Origin of the sequence: Streptomyces sp. NPDC058773, assembly GCF_042746015.1 — a bacterium.
GTDB lineage: Bacteria > Actinomycetota > Actinomycetes > Streptomycetales > Streptomycetaceae > Streptomyces.
The window spans coordinates 200,606-215,695 of the sequence record NZ_JBHYPE010000002.1; the positions used below are offsets into that span (position 1 = coordinate 200,606).

The following is a 15,090-nucleotide window of genomic DNA, read 5'->3' on the forward strand; positions in this document are numbered from 1 at the left end:
CACACCGCCCGGACCGAGACCGGCAGTGGGACGGTCTCGTTCGTGTTTCCTACGGTGCTGTTGTGGTCCCGGAGTGCTTCGTGACGAGTTCGTAGGAACGAAGGCGGTCGCGGAGGTCGTAGACGGGTGTGGTCAGCATCAGTTCGTCTGCTCCGGTCGCCTTGGCCAGCCGGCTGAGCCGGTGCAGGACGGTTTCAGGTGTTCCGACGGCTTGTTGTGTGCGGAAGGCGGCCAGTGCCTGTCGCTCCGCCGCTGTGAAGGGGTGTGTGGCTGCGTCAGCGGGCGTGGGGAACGGGATCTCGCTCTGCCCCTTCAGGAGGCCGGCTTTGACGACGTCCATCGGTCCCACGCGCCACGCGGCTTCTTCCTCTGTCTCGGCGCACACCGTTTCCACGCACACCAGCACCCGGGGCACGTCGCACCAACGGGATGGTGTGAAGTTCGCCCGGTATCGCTCCAGCACCGGTTGGGTGTTTTCCGGCCGGATGTGATGGGCGACGGCGACCGGCAGGCCCAGTCGCGCGGCGAGAGCGGCACCCGCGGTGCTGGAGGCCAGCAGCCACGGCTCCGGCAACGGGTCCAGCGCCACCTCGTCCACCAGGAACGACAGGATCGCGGCCACGTCGCCCTCGTACTCCGCGTCCGTCGCCGGCCCCGCTCCGCGACGCAGCGCCCGCGCGGTCGCCTCGTCGAAGGTCCCGGGCCCCCGGCCCACCCCCAGGTCGATACGGCCCTGGTGCAAAGCCGCCAGCGTTCCGAACTGTTCCGCCAGCGTCAGAGGCGCATGGTTGGGTGCCAGCACACCACCTGAGCCCAGGCGGATCACCGAAGTCGATGCGGCAGCGTGCGCGCTCAGCACCACGGGCGGGAACGCGCCGATCGCGGGCGAATGGTGATGCTCGGCGTACCAGATCCGGTCATAGCCCAGCCGTTCGACACCCTGCGCGAAAGCCGCGGTGTCGCGCAGGGTATCCACGGCTCGGGCGCCCGCCTGGACCATCGCGACTTCAAGCGCCGAAAGAGGTATATCGAACATGCCGTCAGCATAGAGATCATGCGGGTGGGGAGGGAGCAGTGATGGTGCTTTGGCTGCTGACGGGACATCAGCTCGCGCGCCCCAGAAGGTGCGGGCCCACCACGGACATGTCCGGCTGCGGGGGGCCAGGCCCACCACGAAGGCATACAGGCCACAGGGGTCAAGAAGCCCGCCGCGGTCCGGAGTCAGCGCCGGAGGCAGTAATGAGTACCAACACCAGCAAGCAGCAGGCCTGATGTATGCCAGACGACGACGCCCACACCGGATGGCCAGGAGAGACCGCCCGCGGGTGGGGTGAGCCCCGCCATGGCCCTCCCCCGGACCCGGCCAGGACCACACCACCGCGGGCTGGCGGTATGCCAGCCACATGTCATGCACACACAGGCCCAGTTACGCCCCTACACCCCCCCAGACCGCGCAAGAAGGTCCCTCTCCCACCGTGGGCGATGCAGCACCAGCAAGGCCTGATCGTCCTGGGGAGCGCCACCGCTGTGGCGGCTGACGTCGCGGGCCAGGAGGTCCAGGACCGTCGACGGGTCGGGGAAGTGGCCCGTCTGCCGCTGATAGGACCGCACCATGTGCGGGACACGGTCCACGGGATCGTAGAAGACGCCGGCCGGGTCACGCGCCTCGGTGACGCCGTCGGTGAAGCAGAGCAGCATCGCTCCGGGCGGGAAGGCGTACGACTCCACCGGGGACGTCCAGGACCCCAGGCCGGTGATGCCCAGGGGCGGGGCCACCTCCGCAGGCTCCAGCACGTGCGCCCGGCCATCCGCGAGGAGCAGCACGGGAGCGGGATGGCCGCGGTTGACGATATGGACCTGGCTCAGATCGTCGGCGAACTGCACGATCAGCGCGGTGGTGAAACCCTCCGTCGCATCCAGGCCTTCCCGGCGCTGGCTTTCGCGCAGCAGGGCCTCTTCCATGCAGCCCACCAGGGCCGGCAGGTCGGCTTCATGATCGGCGGCGTAGCGGAACACCCCGATGTCGACGCTGACCGCCGTCACGGCGGACAGTCCCTTCCCCCGTACGTCGCCGACCATGGCGCGCACCCCGTACGGGGTCTCCTGCATCACGTAGAGATCGCCGCCGATCAGCGCCATGTCCTCGGCCGGTACGTAGCGGGCGGCGATGCGCAGGTCCCCCAGACGGCTCGGAGGGCTGGGCAGTACGGCACGCTGGGCCATCTCCGCGGCGTAGCGTGCCCGGCTCGCGCTCGCGTGCTGCATGCGCAGGGACCGGTTCAGGCCGACGGCCAGGGCGGTGACGGACGCCAGCGTGATCTGGACCGCCGCGTCGCCCTGCCAGTCGTACGACCCGTCGACGAACGCGAGACCCGCCTGCACGACCATCGCCGTCACGCCGATACCGACGATCCCTGCCGGGCTGAGCAGCGAGACCGCGGCCACCGGTGCCACGGCCAGCAGGGGTGCGGACGACACCGAGGTAGGCGTCAGCAGATCCACCAACGCCGCTAGGGCGATCACCACGGCCGGAACCCAACGGCGCACCCGTGACCACACCGGCATCACCCTCATCAGACCATGATGCCTCCCGGCACCCCCACGACGCCGGATCTGTCCGTGGCGACACCTCTGCCGCAGCCAAACAGCCGACAGTCCGATTCGGGCGCGGTGCCGGTGACGGTGGGGGCGACGGGGACGACCTCAGCGAGCACCGCGGCCGCCGTCGCCGTCCTCGCTCTCTTCCTCGGCCACGATGAGGGCGTCGACCTCCCCGGCCTCTTCAAGGTCGTCAAGGTCGTCAGGGTTCTCAAGGCCTTCATCGTCCTCGACGTCACCGACGACCAGTCCGCTGAGCACCCGGCGCATGGCCCGCTCGAACAGAAGCTGTGGATCCGCTGCCGGATCCCCTCCCGTGCGGTCGGCCATGGCGGCCGCGAGGCGGGGATGGCGGCCTTGGGAGGCCGTCTGGCTCAGGTAGGCGAGTTGCGCCGCATGGCGGTCGGTGGTCCCGCGGGCGGCCTGGATTTCCGCTCGGGCGAACTGTGCGACCAAGGCGCTCATCAAGGCGACGATTTCCAGCTCGGTCCGGCCCGGCAGGCGGGCCGGGGCCAGTGCCCGTAGGGCGTATTCCAGGTAGTCGACGCCCCGCGGCCCCAGCCGTAGAGGTTCCGGTGGGACATCGGGCAGCCAGGGGTGCCGCAGCTGGACGGTCTTGGCCCGGGTCGCGAGGGCGACCAGGTCCTCAACGGGGTCGCCGTGGAGCGGGACGCCGAGGTCGATCTCGCCGGCCACCGCGTCCGCCATCAGGTCGAGCAGGTCGTCGCGGCCGGAGACGTAACGGTAGAGGGATGCCTGGCCGGTGCCGAGTTCCTTGGCCACCTGGCGCATGGACAGCGCCGAGAGGCCGCCCCGGTCCGCCAGCTCGATGGCTGCAGCGGTCAGCTCAGCGTGGCTGTGCACAGCCACGGGGCCGCGGGCACCGCGTTCGGCCCGCGCCCAGACCGTCACAGGTTCCATGGGCACTCGTTCATCTCTCTCCCTGCCTCCTCCGCTCCGGCGGCACATGCACTACTCTAAACTGCGAACACCGGTCGCAGTTTTAGGAGGTTCGGTTCTCGTGTCCTCAACTCAGGAGCATCAGGAGCATCTGTGGGGTCCGGTCCGCTGGGCGGAGAACGGCGCGGTGCGGCTGGCCTTCGACTCGCTGGTCGAAGGAGCCGACGGTGAGCCGCTGCTGATGGCCACGGGGCTGGGCGCCAACCGGTTCTGGATTCCGGACGGGCTGTGCCGGCTGCTGGCCGCGCAGGGCTTCGCCGTGGCCCGGTACGACCAGCGCGACGGCGGGGAATCGACCCACCTGCCGCCCACCGCCACCCGCAATCCCCTCTCCGCGCTCTTCGCCAAGCGGGAAGAGGCATATACGGCCGAGGACATGGCAGATGACACCATCGCCGTCATGGACGCCCTGGGGTGGCGATCGGCGCATCTGCTGGGCGTCTCCCTCGGTGGCGCCGTCGCACAACGCGTGGCGCTGCGGCATCCCGGCCGTGTCCGGACCCTCACCACCATGGCCGCCGTCCCCGGAGACGTCTCGGGGCTGCGGACCATGCGGTACATACGGATGAGCACCCTGGCGAAGTTCGCCCGGGTGAGGTTTCCCGACACCCCTGACGGGGCCGTCGCGGCCGGGGTCGCCGTCTCCCGGCTCGTCGCCTCGCCCAACCGTCCCTTCGACGAGCAGGCCGCCCGGGAGGCCGCCGAGCGCAACGCCGACCGCGGCATACACGACCAGGACGCGCAGAGCCGCCAGATCGGCGCCCAATGGCACGGCCCGCCGATCAGCGCCGTCACCCGGCCCACACTCGTCCTCCATGGGGCCGACGACCCTCTCATCAAGCCCAGCGCGGGAAAGGCGATCGCGTCCCGCATCGCTCATGCGCGCCTGGTCCTTCTGCCGCGCGTCGGCCACGAATTCCCCGAATGCGCCTGGCACAGCGTCGCCACCGAAATCCGCGACCTGGCCAACTCCGAGCGCTGATAATTGCGTTGTCGAGCTGACGTGGCTCCGCCAGGATCTCGGCCATGGAACAGCCCGCTGAAGTCCTTCGCTCGGACCAGGTCGAGTTGCGTCGCTGGCGTGAGCCAGACATCGAGATCCTGCACCGGTTGCTTACCGAGTCGCGCGAACACTTGCTTCCCTGGATGCCCTTTGCGGCCGACCATGACCGGAGGCAGGGCGCGGCCTTTCTGACCAGGTGCGCGGAGGAGTGGGCGTCGGGGCAGGCGTATCACTACGTGATCACCACGGACGGTGTGGCGGTGGGCGCCTGCAGTCTGATGCGCCGGATCGGTCCGGGCGGGCTGGACATCGGCTATTGGCTGCACCCCTCGTGGACGGGTAAGGGGCTGGTCACCATGGCCGCGGCTGCCCTGGTGAATGCGGGACGCCGGATGCCGGGTATCGAGCGCATCGAGATTCATCACGACGAGGCCAACCCCGCCAGCGGGGCCGTCGCCCGGCGCCTGGGCTTCACCGAAGTGGAGCGCGTACGGATACCGGAAGGACCTGCCGCCCCGGGTGAGACGGGCATTGACCTGATCTGGCGTCTGCAGGTCCGCTCCTCTCCTGGAGTACGACGCTGTTGATGGCTACGACGGGCAGCCCGTTTGCCGCTCCACCTCAACTTCCCCGGTCCATCCGGTAGTCAGGACTTCCGAGGCGCCGCAATACGGGTCAGAGGGAGGGGACGGGCCCAGCAGGGCCGGGTTGTCAGTGCCCTGGGGTTCACTGGTCTGTGTCATTTCAGCGGAACGGCCGAGGAGGGTCACGCAGGCATGGATGAGCGGATGGATCAGCGGGGGGATGAGGTGGACGAGTGGGTGGCGGCGGCCCGGAACCCCACGGCGGAGTGGCTGGAGTCCTGTTTCGGGGTGGGGTCGCTGTGGCGGCCGGCGGAGGCGGAGCTGCCCGAGCGGCTGGAGCACGCGGGGACCAGGGAGTTCCTCACCAATGTCGGCTTCCCTTCCGTGCGGCTCGACGGGTTTCTGGAATTCATCGACTTCGATTCGAGCCGTCTGAAGACCGAGGGCCCGTGGTCGGAGGACCCGGACGAGCTGTTCGGGCAGCGGACTCCGGACGACACCTCTCCGCCGACGAGCTATGCGTTCGAGTTCGGTCAGTGCGAGGAGTTCTCGCTGATGGTGGACGGCGTGGTGGGATGCGTCGATCTGTACGACCCCAACGGCTGGGACCACGCGGCGGGGTACGCGGGCGAAGCCCACTCCTCCCTCAAAACGCTGGCGGGTGCGCTGGGGCTGGCCGCGCAGTTCGCCCGTCGCTTTGAGGGAGCGGAGCCGCTGAGCGCGCTGGCGGAGTTCCGCACGGCGGTGCAGGGGCTGGACCCGCAGGTGGAATCCGCCTTGTGGGAGAAGGTCACCGAGGTGTTGGAGGAAGAGTTCGAAGTGGCGGAGGAGATGAAGCAAGACGGGTAGGCGGGGTGCGGCACGGAGCCTGCGGCAGGCTCGCCCGGGACCGGCCGCTGGAAGCTTCTGGTGGCGGGCTCAGGGCCAGTCGTCGTCCACAGGGGCGGGCCCGCTGCCCGGTGAGGTCAGCCGACCGGCACGACGTTGGTGGCGTCCACCGCGGGGCGCAGGGCACGGGCGAGTCGGACGGCTTCGCCTACCGCCCAGAAGTGGACGAAGAACAGGCGGGGTTCGTCCGTCAAGCCGTGATTGTGCAGTTCGACAAGCTCGGCGCCGGCGCGCCGCAGCGCCTTCAGGACGTCTTGGACCTCGCTGGCGATCATGGCGCAGTCGCCGCTGATCGCGGCCCGCCCGTTGCCCAGCGGCTGGAAGTTGAACGCGCTGGTCGACCCCAGGCCCGGAGGGAGTACCAGGTTTCCGTCGGTGATGGTCTCGCGGCGGACGAAGACGGACTTGTAGATCCCGTCGTCGACGGAGCCCTTGACACCCATCGCCTTGTCGATGCCGGCGGTGTCCAGGTCGACGGGCTTGGGCTGGGACAGCGGCAGCGGGGGTGGGGTGCCGGTGCGGTCGAACGCGGCGCGCAGGCCGCGGGCCAGAGTCACCGGATCGGGACCGTGACCATGGACGTGGACCCACCAGATGTCGGGAGTCTGGGCGAGCAGATGCTTGTGGATCGCGGTCTGCGCGATGTTGTGCTGGTGCAGGGCATCGGTGAAGCGCTGCAATTCGTGTTCGGTGACCACCACGTCACCCATCAGCAGCGTGCTGGTGTCCGCGTAGCGCACGAAGGACACATGCGAGCCCAGAGCGAGCGCCGGCTTGACGAGGACGTGGTGCGAGCACACCCGGAGGTCACGGCGTGGGAGCGCCGTGTGGTACATCAGGTTTCGCTTCATGTCGCCGTTGCGCCCGAGCGTGCGAGCCACCTCGGCCCAGTCCGACAAGTCGGTGGTAACCGGCTTGACCAGTGTGCTGCTCCACGCCTCGCCCGTCTTGGTGGACAGGGCCCGGGCAGGGGCCGCGGCACCCGCAAACAACGAGGTCAGGGCAGCCGCGGCCAGTACACGCCGCCGTGGCGCACCCCGATGCGGAGAGCTGTCTTGCTGTGTTTCGTCGGCCATCACGTAGGCACCTCCATGGCGCGATGGAACACGACGGAGGGGAGTCAACGCCGTCTCCGCCACCCCCATGGGGCCAGGTGGGCTAAGCAATCAGCCCGGCCCGCCTATGGCTCCGCGGCTGCCCGCAAAGCCGAGGCGGTGGGACGGGGAGGACACCGAGCGCGCTCCGCCGGTCCCCGGCCGGGGGTGACCTGGCCGGGGACCGACTTCACCGTGCGAACTTCACTGTCCGAACTTCACGGTGCGCACTTCAGGGGGCCGGCTCCATGGGCTGACTTCATGGTGCGAAGTTCCGGACGGCGGCGTGGTGGGGCCTCAGTGGGATTCGTTGAGCACCATGGCCGATCCGCCGCCGCGGCGCCTGGGCTCGGCCACTGCCGTGAGCTTGCCGTGGGGCAGGAGCTCCAGGGCGGCCACCGCACCGATCTCCGGGGACGGGGTGAAGGCCTTCGGGGCGAGGACGAACCGGTGGCCCAGGGCTTCCAGCTTCTTCCGCTCGGGAGAGGCGAGGAAGGCCGGTTCGGCTTCCGTCGCGGTCTGATTCCGCTGTGAGATGCGCGGGGCGGCGACCGCGGCCGGGAGTGACATGCCGAGGTCGACCCGGTTGACCAGGGTCTGCAGCACGGTGGTGATGATGGTGGCGCCGCCCGGTGACCCCACCGCGATCATCGGCTTGCCGTCCTTCAGGACGATCGTCGGCGACATGCTGCTGCGCGGGCGCTTGCCCGGGCCCGGCAGGTTCGGGTCCGGCGTCCCCTTGGTGAGGGGGGCGAAGTCGAAGTCGGTCAGCTCGTTGTTGAGCAGGAATCCGCGTCCGGGCACGGTGATGGCCGAGCCGCCGGTCTGCTCGATCGTCAGGGTGTACGAGACCACATTGCCCCAGCGGTCCGCGGTCACCAGATGCGTGGTCGAGGGCCCCTCGTGCGGCTGCTTGCTGCCGGCCTTGTGCTCGCAGCCCGAGCCCGGGTGGCGCGGGTCGGCGGGAGCCAGCGGGCTGGTCAGCGCCTTGTCGGAACGGATCAGGCAGGACCGGTCCTTGGCGAACTCCTTGGCGAGCAGCGGCTTGGTCGGCACATCCGAGAACGCCGGGTCACCCACCCACCGGTTGCGGTCGGCGAAGGAGATCCGGCTGGCCTCCAGGTAGTGGTGCAGCGCCTGGGTCCGGTCGGCCTTGGAGAGGTGGAAATTCTCCAGGATGTTCAGCGCCTCACCCACGGTGGTGCCACCGGACGAGGACGGTGCCATGGAGTACACGTCCAGGCCGTGGTGCGAGGTCCGGGTCGGCTCCCTGCGTACGGGCTTGTAGTCGGCGAGGTCCTTCGCCTTCATCAGGCCGGGGCGGGCCTTGTGCGAGGCGTCGGGTGCCATCGGAGGCTTCTCGACGGTCCGCACCACATCGCGGCCGATCGCCCCGTTGTAGAGCGCGCCGATGCCTTCGCGGGCGAGCTGCTGGTACGTCTTGGCGAGACCTGGGTTGCGGAAGCGCGAGCCGACCACCGGGAGTTTGCCCTTGGGCAGGAACAGGTCGGTGGTGGGCTTGAATTCCCGGAAGCGCTTCTCGTTCATTTCGGTCTGTGCCCGGAATTCGTCGTTGACCACGAAGCCGTCGCGGGCGACCCGGGTGGCCGGGCGCAGCGCTTTCGCCAGGGAGACCGTGCCCCAGTCCTTGAGCGCCTTGTCCCAGGTCGCGGGCGTGCCCGGAATGCCCACCGACAGGCCCGAGTTGATCACTTCGTCGGTGGGGAGGGGCTTGCCGGTCGAGGGGTCGAGGAAGGCGTCCGAGTGCATACGGCGGGGTGCGGTCTCCCGGCCGTCGATGGTGCGCACCTTCTTGGCCTTGGCGTCGTAATAGACCATGTAGCCGCCGCCCCCGACTCCCGCCGAGTAGGGCTCGACCACGCCGAGTGCGGCGGCAGTTGCCACCGCCGCGTCCACGGCGTTGCCTCCCTTGCGCAGCACCTCGATGCCGGCTCGGGAGGCGTACGGATTGACGCTGGACACCGCGCCGCCGCTACCGGTCGCCACGGCTTTCTTCGCGGGCGGCCGGGGCGTGGGTTCGGCGGCGGACGCGGCGCCGCCGACATTGCAGGAGGTGGCCAGCAGGGAAAGACTGAGCGTTGCCGCGGATGCGGCGGCGACAGCGGCACGGCGGACAGCCATACGGCCTCCAGGTCTTCACTGTGTGGTTGCGAGCGAATTCCGAAACCCTGACATCGGTCGATCGGCGGATCAACGCCGCGCTGGAAGGTTTGCGGGAGATCTGAGGTTTCCGGCCGGTAGCCCGGTGGGGGGCGGATGCGCCCCCCACCGGATTCCGGGGCCTCACGCCCCCGTCGGAACGCCCGCGTTACCGAGGATCTCGCGTGCCGGCAGCGCCGTGCTCTCGGCGGCGGAAAGGCCGGACGCCGACAAGTGTGCGTCCACGATCCGCAGTCCGACGGCGTAGCCTGCGAAGTCCGGCAGGCCGACGGGCTGCTGGCCCATGAGCTGCGCGGTGGCGTCGCCCAGTACGTAGGCGGTCAGGTTCTGCATTCCGGCCACGTCGATATCGGCAGTGATCTTTTCGTAGGCGCGGTCCAGCGGGGCGCCGGTGAGCGCCTTGGACCAGTGGCCCATACCCTGCTCGCCGACGAGTTCCCGTACGAACGCCTCGGCCAGCCCCTCGGCGACGACGTACTCCCCCACCGTGACCGCCGTCGGGTTCCAGACCACATTGGCGTAGCGCACATTGTGGTGGAGCTCGTGGGCGGCGCCGCAGACGATCTTCTGGAGGCTGTGCTCGGTGGGCCACATCGTCAAGTGGATGGCCCCCGGAAAGCCCCCCATACCGAAGTAGCCGGCGCTGCGGCCCATCAGATGCTCGTCATCGGGGTTGCCGAGCACGAGGACGACGTGCACGGTGTCGGCGTGCCGGATGCCGGGCGCCGCGGCGCCGATCCGTTCCCAGGCGGTGGTGAGGGTCTCCTCGATGCGCTCCCATACCCCCGCGTCCTGCATCCGGCGCAGGGCGGGAACGTAGCGCGGGTCGTCACGGTCGAGCCGGAAGCCGCTGCCCTGCTGATGCATCTGGACCGGATCCACGTCCCCCATCGGGGACATCGCGCTCCGGAGCGGGCTGAGTATCTCGCGTAGGGCGTCGGGCCGCTCGTCCAGCGGTCGCTGCAGGAGGTCGAGCATGGCCGACGCGGTGTCGTGCACAACGATCTTCATGGCTCGGACCGTAGGACCTCCCGTTGCGTGAGGTGCAAGTCCTGCTGATGGGGCGGCGGTTGCGGGGCCTCTTCCCCTCACGGATGTTCAGGCGATCCAGTGCGGGTGGCGGGTGGCGGGTGTGCGTGGGAGGCCGTCGGCGAGGGCGGTGGCCATGCGGTGGACGGCCTCGCGCAGGGTGTCCGGCGGTGTGGTGTAGGGGATGCGGAGGCGCTGTTCGAAGAGGCCCGGGTCGGTGGCGAAGTAGGCGCCGCCCTCGATGCGTACGCCGTAGTCCCGTGCCCGTTCGGCCAGCGCCGAGGCGATGGGTTCGCCGAGGTCGACCCACAACGACAGGCCGCCGGGCGGCAGTTGCCAGGTCCACTGCGGGACGTGTTCGGCGAGCGCTTCAGCGAGGGCGGTGCGCTGCCGGCGCAGCTGTTCCAGGCGGGGCGGCAGCAGGTCCCCGGCCCGTGTCAGCAGGGCGAGGGCCAGGAGTTGGTCCAGGACCGAGCCGCCCATGTCGGTGGCGACCCGCTGGCCGGCGAGTTCGGTGACGAGCCGCGCGGGGGCGCGCAGCCAGCCGATGCGCAGGCCGCCCCAGTGGGTCTTGCTCATCGAGCCGAGGGTGATGACCTGGCCGGTGCCGCCGCCGGGTGTGCCGTGGGAGGCGAAGGGCAGCGGGGCGGGGACGTCGAGGGCGAGGTCGGCCAGGGTCTCGTCGATGACCAGCCAGGTGCCGGCGCGCTGCGCGGCCCGCAGCACGCGGACGCGCTCGTGCCCGGACATCAGACAACCGGTCGGATTGTGGAAGTCCGGTATCAGATAGCCGAGTTGGGGCACGACCTGACGCACGGTCGATTCGACGGTCCCGATGTCCCAGCCGGCGTCGGTCACCGGGACCGACACCGTGCGCAGGCGGCCACGGCGCATCGCGTCCAGCGCGGTCGGGTACGACGGATTCTCGACCATGACCCGGTCGCCGGGGCGGCACAGCAGCCCGAGGACGAGGCTGAGTGCGTGTTGGGCACCGGAGGTCACCAGGATCTGTTCGGGCACGGTGGCCAGTCCCCGCCGGGTGAAGCGCTCGGCGAGGGCGGCGCGCAGTTCCGGCAGGCCGTAGGGGTGGTAGCCGGGGGTGTGGACGTGCTCGGCCAGTTGCGGGGCGATCCTGGCGAGCGCCTCGGTGAGGGTCTGCTCCGGCAGTCCGGGGGCGGCCCTGGCCAGGTCGATCGCGGTGTCCTGGGGTCCGAGGAGACGGGTGATGCCGCTGGGAGCCCGGTCGTCCGGCAGGGCCGTCCAGGTGCCGGAGCCCTGGCGGCTGTGGGCGTAACCGCTCTCGCGCAGCAGGTCGTACACGGCGGTGACGGTGGCCCTGCTGGTGTTGAGGGCCGTGGCCAGTTCCCGTTCGGCAGGGAGTTTGACGTGCAGCGCAATACGGCCGTCGAGGATGAGCGCGCTGATGGTCCGGGCCAGGTGGCGGTAGGCGGGGCGGGTTCCTGACGGGTCGGGCAGCATCGCGGCGAGCTGCCGGCTCCCCAGGGTCCGTTGAGTGCGCTCCACCCGGTCCACGGGCCGGAACGGATGCGAATCCGCCATACCACCCTCCCTGGATTGGCCGTACTGCTGAGGCCAATCACTGTACATAGTCGCCGTATTGGCCTTGAGGCACACATGTGCCCATCTACCGAGAGCGTGGGGAGTGCGCCCGTGGAGGCGACCGGCATGGAGCAGGACCGTCAGGACTTTCCGGACCGTACGGAACGCGGCGAGCGCGGACCTCGGCGTCGTCGGCAGGAGCGCATCGGGGATACCGCACCGCCGGACGGGGGCGGCGGCCCCACGGGCGGTCCCACGCGGCTCATGTCCCGTACGACGCCGTCGCCGAAGCCGTCGCCACCGCCCCTCACCTACCTCCCGTTCGGTGCGCGTCCACTGCGCCGGCTGCCTCAACTCCTCGTCGGACTCGGCCTGTACGGCTTCAGTCTCTCGGTCATGGTCAGGGCCTCGTTGGGCGTCAGTCCGTGGAGCGTTCTGTACGAGGGGCTGGAGCGGCACACCTCGTTGAGCTTCGGCACGATCAGCGCCGTGCTGGGTGTGCTCGTGCTGCTGTTGTGGATTCCCCTCAAGCAGCGGCCCACATTCGGCACGGTCGCCAACATCGTCGTCCTGGCGTACTCGGCCGATCTCGGGCTCCTTCTCCTCCCCCAGCACCTCGGGCTCCCCGCCCGGGTCGGTCTGCTCGCCGGGGGCGTGCTCCTGAACGGTCTGTCGGTCGCCGTCTACGTCGGCGCGCGCTTCGGTCCCGGGCCCCGGGACGGGCTGATGACCGGTGCGTCCGCCGTGACCGGGCGCTCCCTGCGGCTGGTCCGTACGCTGATCGAGGTCGCCGTGCTCGTGGTGGGCCTGCTGCTGGGTGGGAGTGTGGGGGCGGGCACCGTGCTGTACGCGCTCGCGGTGGGCCCGGTCACCCAGTTCTTCCTGCCCTGGTTCGTCTGCCGGAGCGCTGCCGAACGGGGCGGGGACAGGCGCCCTGCGGCCTGATGGCGCGCGGGGCCGGATACCGGTGCGAACGCGTTGCGCGAGCGGACCGGCCTGCCCCCAGGAGCGGCGGTGTGTACCCTCTGTGACCGGCAAGCCGGGGGTGCGTGCCGAGCCGGTCACGGGGGATGTGAGGATTACCGGCATGAGTAACAGCGACGTGTACTTCGACATCACCATCAACGGCGACCCGGCCGGCCGGATCGTCTTCACGCTCTTCGACGACGTGGTTCCCAAGACCGCGAAGAACTTCCGTGAGCTGGCCACCGGCGAGCACGGCTTCGGCTACGAGGGCTCCGGCTTCCACCGCGTGATCCCCGACTTCATGCTCCAGGGCGGCGACTTCACCGCCGGTAACGGGACCGGCGGCAAGAGCATCTACGGCGAGAAGTTCGCGGACGAGAACTTCACGCTCAAGCACACCAAGCCCGGCCAGCTCTCCATGGCCAACGCGGGCCCGAACACCAATGGTTCGCAGTTCTTCATCACCACCATCGTCACCGACTGGCTGGACAACAAGCACGTCGTCTTCGGTGAGGTCGTCGAAGGCATGGAGCTCGTCCAGAAGATCGAGTCCCTCGGGTCGCGCAGCGGCGCCACCAAGGCCGACATCGTCATCGCGAAGTCGGGCGTGATCGGCGCCTGAGGTAGCGGAACCGGGGTCCGTGCGTGGGTCGGCGTCGGCCCACGCCGACCCACCGGTCAGGCCTGAGTGGTCAGCTGGCGTACCAGCCGGACCAGCGGGCCACCCGGATCTCCACCACGGGGCCCTGCGGGGCGCGGTCGGCGTATTGCTGCCGGTACTTGCGTGTCAGCAGGTCCACATAGTGCGCGGACGCCGCCGCCTGCCCGGCCGGTGGCAGCACCACGGCTGTACCGTCCGCGCGCGCCCACCACAAGCGGTCCCAGTCCTCGTCATAGCCGTCGATGAGGAGGCAGACCTGGGGGTGGGCGCGGATATTGGCCAGCCGCTTGAGGTGCGCCGAGCGCTTCGGTTTGTGGTCCACGGCGAAGACCAGGGTGTCACCGGTCTGGGCGAAGACCGCCGGAACCAGGTGCGGGCGGCCGGCGTCGTCGACGGTGGCGAGGCGGGCGATCCGCGCCTCGGCGAAACGCTCCCGGGCCCGCTCACCGGTCATCGTCGGCACGGCGGCATCATCCGATCGCTCACCGGAAGCCGTCGCGACGTCGGAGAACCGGTCCAGGTACGACTCGGAGAACCGGTCCAGGTACGACAGGGTCTCGGGCTCCGGAAGCGTCGGAGAGGGGCGGTACACCGAACTTCACAGCGGCTCCCTGGGGTTCCGGGCTTTGCGGGGTCGCGGGGCTGGGGGCTTCGTTTCTCAGGGCCCTGGTTGCGGATCCGGAAGGCCGGCCCAAGGCCAGGTACCCGGATCGGCCCCGGCCCAACAAGGCGTGCGGCCGACCGGGCGATGTCGTGAACTGGTTCCGGACGGGTGTCCGGAGGCTTGCGCCCCGGCGGAAAATGCGTTGCGGTGACGCGCTGAATCGGCGATATGGTCGCCGAACGCCGCGCGGCACCGGCTGCGGCTGCGGCTGCGGCTGCAATCCATGCAACCTGCTGGTCGTTCCTGTAGCACGCCTGAGGCGGCGGACGGCTCCGCCAAGCGCACGGCAGAAGGGCAGAGTGAGTACACACCATGACCGCAAACGCTCCCGGACGGGTGACACCGCAGGGGCCGTGGAACGACGGCGGTGTCGTGGTGATCACCGGCGTCCAGGCAGCCGGCAAGTCCACGGTGGCGCAGGCACTCGCCGAGCGCTTGCCCCGCTCCGTCCATCTGCGCGGTGACACCTTCCGCCGCAACATCGTCCGGGGCCAGATCGCCATGACGCCCGACGCGGAGCAGCAGGCCGTCGCCCAGCTCGAACTGCGCTACCGGCTGACGGCACACTGCGCCGACGAGTATGCGCGGGCCGGCTTCACCGTCATCGCGCAGGACATCCTCATCGGCGAGTACTTGGCCGAGATGACCGGGTTCATCAAGACCAGGCCGCTCGCGGTCGTCGTGCTGCTCCCCGACCCGGCGGCGGTCGAGGCGCGCGAGGCGTCCCGTCCCAAGACGGCGTACGGGCCCGACTGGACCGTGCAGGACCTGGACAAGCTGATGCGGGCCGACACTCCCCGGGACATCGGGCTGTGGCTGGACACCTCGGGGCAGACGGTGGACGAGACGGTCGACGCGGTCCTCAGCCGGGCCTGGACCGAGGGCGCCGTCGTCTGACGGGT

General features: G+C 69.9%; 13 protein-coding genes and 1 pseudogene. 6 read left to right on the forward strand and 8 right to left on the reverse strand.

Annotated elements, in window-relative coordinates; genetic code table 11:
* Positions 1-49: 49 nt before the first annotated feature.
* The 3 genes and pseudogenes from ACFW5B_RS02855 to ACFW5B_RS02865 all read right to left on the reverse strand — a co-directional run.
* Positions 50-1,036: an LLM class flavin-dependent oxidoreductase gene (locus ACFW5B_RS02855; protein ID WP_386432203.1), complete on the reverse strand. Its 987-nt coding sequence runs from the start codon at positions 1,034-1,036 to the stop codon at positions 50-52.
* A gap of 398 nt (positions 1,037-1,434) precedes the next feature.
* Entirely contained in the window at positions 1,435-2,574 is a 1,140-nt protein-coding gene (locus ACFW5B_RS02860) for a PP2C family protein-serine/threonine phosphatase (protein WP_386432206.1), read from the reverse strand.
* Positions 2,575-2,823: 249 nt separating this feature from the next.
* Positions 2,824-3,519: pseudogene (locus ACFW5B_RS02865) on the reverse strand (TetR/AcrR family transcriptional regulator); the annotation flags it as partial.
* A gap of 100 nt (positions 3,520-3,619) precedes the next feature.
* On the opposite strand from ACFW5B_RS02865, the gene ACFW5B_RS02870 reads away from it, so the two are divergent.
* The 3 genes from ACFW5B_RS02870 (at position 3,620) to ACFW5B_RS02880 (ending at position 5,994) form a co-directional block, all read left to right on the forward strand.
* The gene (locus tag ACFW5B_RS02870) at positions 3,620-4,540 is read left to right on the forward strand and encodes an alpha/beta fold hydrolase (RefSeq protein WP_386432209.1); all 921 of its coding nucleotides are present in this window, start codon (positions 3,620-3,622) and stop codon (positions 4,538-4,540) included.
* Between the two features lie 44 nt (positions 4,541-4,584).
* On the forward strand, positions 4,585-5,148 hold the full coding sequence (locus ACFW5B_RS02875; RefSeq protein WP_386432211.1) for a GNAT family N-acetyltransferase: 564 nt from the start codon (positions 4,585-4,587) through the stop codon (positions 5,146-5,148).
* 201 nt (positions 5,149-5,349) lie between these two features.
* Positions 5,350-5,994 carry an SUKH-4 family immunity protein gene (locus ACFW5B_RS02880; RefSeq protein WP_386432214.1) on the forward strand — a complete coding sequence of 215 codons (645 nt, stop codon included), beginning with the start codon at positions 5,350-5,352 and terminating at the stop codon, positions 5,992-5,994.
* Positions 5,995-6,110: 116 nt separating this feature from the next.
* Here ACFW5B_RS02880 and ACFW5B_RS02885 read toward each other — a convergent pair whose 3' ends face one another.
* The 4 genes from ACFW5B_RS02885 to ACFW5B_RS02900 all read right to left on the reverse strand — a co-directional run bounded on the left by ACFW5B_RS02885 (position 6,111) and on the right by ACFW5B_RS02900 (position 11,897).
* Positions 6,111-7,109 (reverse strand): DUF1259 domain-containing protein, encoded by a 999-nt coding sequence (locus ACFW5B_RS02885; protein WP_386432217.1) that lies wholly within the window; start codon positions 7,107-7,109, stop codon positions 6,111-6,113.
* 315 nt (positions 7,110-7,424) lie between these two features.
* Positions 7,425-9,269: a gamma-glutamyltransferase gene (ggt, locus tag ACFW5B_RS02890; RefSeq protein WP_386432220.1), complete on the reverse strand. Its 1,845-nt coding sequence runs from the start codon at positions 9,267-9,269 to the stop codon at positions 7,425-7,427.
* 162 nt (positions 9,270-9,431) lie between these two features.
* Positions 9,432-10,319, reverse strand: coding sequence for a DUF2268 domain-containing protein (locus ACFW5B_RS02895; RefSeq protein ID WP_386432223.1), 888 nt, complete (start codon positions 10,317-10,319; stop codon positions 9,432-9,434).
* Between the two features lie 87 nt (positions 10,320-10,406).
* On the reverse strand, positions 10,407-11,897 hold the full coding sequence (locus ACFW5B_RS02900) for a PLP-dependent aminotransferase family protein (RefSeq protein ID WP_386432226.1): 1,491 nt from the start codon (positions 11,895-11,897) through the stop codon (positions 10,407-10,409).
* 126 nt (positions 11,898-12,023) lie between these two features.
* On the opposite strand from ACFW5B_RS02900, the gene ACFW5B_RS02905 reads away from it, so the two are divergent.
* Together ACFW5B_RS02905 and ACFW5B_RS02910 are read left to right on the forward strand one after the other, a co-directional pair.
* Positions 12,024-12,842, forward strand: coding sequence for a YitT family protein (locus ACFW5B_RS02905; RefSeq protein ID WP_386432229.1), 819 nt, complete (start codon positions 12,024-12,026; stop codon positions 12,840-12,842).
* A gap of 142 nt (positions 12,843-12,984) precedes the next feature.
* A complete protein-coding gene (locus ACFW5B_RS02910) occupies positions 12,985-13,485 on the forward strand; it encodes a peptidylprolyl isomerase (protein WP_386432232.1) in 501 nt (166 codons plus the stop codon).
* A gap of 70 nt (positions 13,486-13,555) precedes the next feature.
* On the opposite strand, the gene ACFW5B_RS02915 is transcribed toward ACFW5B_RS02910, so the two are convergent.
* Positions 13,556-13,978, reverse strand: a complete 423-nt coding sequence (locus tag ACFW5B_RS02915) for a TIGR03668 family PPOX class F420-dependent oxidoreductase (protein WP_386432484.1) — start codon at positions 13,976-13,978, stop codon at positions 13,556-13,558.
* 522 nt (positions 13,979-14,500) lie between these two features.
* Here ACFW5B_RS02915 and ACFW5B_RS02920 point away from each other — a divergent pair.
* Positions 14,501-15,085, forward strand: coding sequence for an AAA family ATPase (locus tag ACFW5B_RS02920; protein ID WP_386432235.1), 585 nt, complete (start codon positions 14,501-14,503; stop codon positions 15,083-15,085).
* The last annotated feature ends 5 nt before the right edge of the window (positions 15,086-15,090 follow it).